Origin of the sequence: Pseudoalteromonas sp. J010, assembly GCF_003934235.1 — a bacterium.
GTDB lineage: Bacteria > Pseudomonadota > Gammaproteobacteria > Enterobacterales > Alteromonadaceae > Pseudoalteromonas > Pseudoalteromonas peptidolytica.
The window spans coordinates 1-1,379 of sequence record NZ_RDBW01000070.1; the positions used below are offsets into that span (position 1 = coordinate 1).

Genomic DNA, 1,379 nt, shown 5'->3' on the forward strand with positions numbered 1-1,379 from the left:
TTGGACGAGCCATTAGAAGAGCCTCAGGCCGAGCATGAAGATGAACTAAACGCTGACACAAGTGGTGACATCGATGACCTAGTAGACGAACCGTTAGTAGAACCTCAACCTGAGCTTGAAGATGAATTAGAGGTTGATGCAAACGATGACATCGACGACTTACTAGATGATCCTGTTGACAGGACAGAGGAAGGTCACTTAAGTGGTATACTTGATGATGAAGAAGTAATTCCCGAGCCTCCTGATGAAAGCGAAGATAATTTGCTATCTGATTTGGCTAACGAAGAGGCGTTTAATGAAGAAAACGCTGAAGCTGATGACAACAGTGAATTTGAAGATCCAGAGCTAAAGAGCGTTGACGAATTACTTCAAGAGCTTCAAGCCGAGGAACAATTAGATCTAGATCCAAGCGCTGATGATGAACTTGTTGATAATGAAGTAGAAATCGAACTTGGTGATGATCCGCTTTCTGATGAAGTTGATTTGAATGAAGATGAAGATCTCCCAGAAGAGGAATTCGAAGCAAGCGTTGAGTTAGATAGCTATCCTGAGTTAGAGCTTGGGGAAGATGCTACAACAGATATTGAAACAGAGACTGAAAGAGCGCTCTCTGAAGCGCTGCAACGCGATTCAAACTTTGATATTGAGGGAAACCTTGATGATGAGCTAACGAGTGATGTAGATCTTGAAATCGAAGACGCATTTCCAGAGCTTGAAGAAGTGACCTCACCGGGTGAAGCTGAACCATTATCAGATCAGGAAGCTGACTTCGACGAAGATACTTTACTTGAAGACGAGGCGTTACTTGAAGATGAAGCCGAAGAAGCACCAGCACCTGACGTGCCTACTGCACTTGACGAAGACGCAGCGCAAGATGAGGCTGAGCCACTCTCGGAGTTAGAAGCTGACTTCGACGAAGATACTTTACTTGAAGACGAGGCGTTACTTGAAGATGAAGCRTTGCTTGAGGACGAAGCCGAAGAAGCAGCGCAAGATGACGCGGAGCTACTCCCAGAGTTAGAAGCTGACTTTGATGAAGACACGTTACTTGAAGACGAAACGTTACTTGAGGACGAAGCCGAAGAAGCACCAGGACCTGACGTGCCGACTGCACTTGACGAAGACGCAGCGCAAGATGAGGCTGAGCTACTCCCAGAGTTAGAAGCTGACTTTGATGAAGACACGTTACTTGAAGACGAAACGTTACTTGAGGCCGAAGCCGAAGAAACACCAGGACCTGACGTGCCAACTGCACTTGACGAAGACGCAGCGCAAGATGACGCGGAGCTACTCCCAGAGTTAGAAGCTGACTTTGATGAAGATACTTTACTTGAAGACGAGGCGTTACTTGAGGACGAAGCCGAAGAAGCACCAGGACC

The 1,379-nt window shown here is 46.6% G+C and carries 1 pseudogene; it reads left to right on the plus strand.

The window, feature by feature from the left end:
• Positions 1-1,379, plus strand: a pseudogene (locus EAG18_RS22270) (hypothetical protein); the annotation flags it as partial.